Consider the following 555-nt stretch of genomic DNA (forward strand, 5'->3'; position numbering starts at 1 on the left):
ATCGTTCCGCTTCCGGGTAAGGAAGAACTGAAGGAAATCATCCGCCGTACGACGGGAAGCCCGGCAGGNTCTCCGGAAACTGCTGGGACCGGAAGATATCCGGCGTGCCCGTGAAATGGTTCGGGAAGTGATTTTGCCCGAGGAAATGCTGGACGTGGCAGCCCGGATCGTCACCGGCACGCATCCGTCCGATTCACCGTTGGATGAGGTGCGCCGATGGATCCGTTTCGGCAGCGGTCCCCGCGGACTGCAGAGCCTGGTGCTTGCGGCGAAAGCACGGGCGCTGGCTGAAGGACGTTTCCTCGGAAAGACCCCGTGGAGCTTTACTGCAGCCTGATATTGAATTCCGGTGCAGCCTGTACAGGATAGGTAGGAGCCGTGGAAACCGGAGCGCCAGCTTCGGTGGAGGCACTGGTGGGATACTACCCTGGCTGTATTGGACTTCTAACCCGTGCCCGTGATCCGGGCAGGGGACCGTGTCAGGCGGGCAGTTTGACTGGGGCGGTCGCCTCCTAAAGAGTAACGGAGGCGCCCAAAGGTTCCCTCAGAATGGTT

1 rRNA gene is annotated in these 555 nt (G+C 60.8%); it reads left to right on the forward strand.

The features are described from left to right. Positions 1 to 303 precede the first annotated feature (303 nt). A 23S ribosomal RNA gene (locus C772_RS16465) occupies positions 304 to 555 on the forward strand; the annotation flags it as partial.

The organism is Bhargavaea cecembensis DSE10, assembly GCF_000348905.1.
GTDB classification, from domain to species: domain Bacteria; phylum Bacillota; class Bacilli; order Bacillales_A; family Planococcaceae; genus Bhargavaea; species Bhargavaea cecembensis.